The 581-nt window shown below is 65.4% G+C and carries 1 protein-coding gene; it reads right to left on the reverse strand.

Going from position 1 to position 581, the window contains the following annotated elements:
• On the reverse strand, nucleotides 1-440 hold a 440-nt coding region (locus AC1DTN_RS38570), incomplete at its 3' end, for an efflux RND transporter permease subunit (protein ID WP_477925475.1).
• Nucleotides 441-581 lie beyond the last annotated feature (141 nt).

The following is a 581-nucleotide window of genomic DNA, read 5'->3' on the forward strand; positions in this document are numbered from 1 at the left end:
GCGTACATCAGCCCGTACACGTCGCCGTATTCGTCGTTCACGATCGGGCCGACGACGCCGTCGGGCAGCTCGAGGCGAAGATCATTGAGCTTCTTGCGCGCCTGGTACCAGGCCTCGCGCTGATCGGCCTTCGAGGTGCCGCCCTTCACGGTGAGCGTCATGCCGCCGTACCCCTGACGAGCAAAGGTGACCACCTTCTCGAAGTGGTCGATCTGCTCGAACTTCTTCTCCATGCGGTTGAGCACCTCGTCCTGTATCTGCTGCGCGGTCGCGCCCGGCCAGGCGACACCGGCGGTCATCGACGGCACGGAAAAATTCGGATCCTCGAGCTGGCCCAGCCTGGTGAAGCTGAACGCTCCGGCCACAGCGACGATGACGAGTAGGAACAGGACGACGGCGCGATGGCGCAACGCCCAGTCGGTGAGGTTGAAGTTGTTCATGGCGCAACCTGCGTGCTGTTGGCTTCACTCAGCGCCGCGCCGGGCAACGCGACCTTCAATCCGGGCGCCATCTTCTGCACCCCGGCGGTGACGACCTGCTCGCCGGCCGGCGGGCCGGAGACCAGCACCTCGTCGTTGCGG

The organism is Rhizobium sp. 01T444 (genome assembly GCF_056398305.1).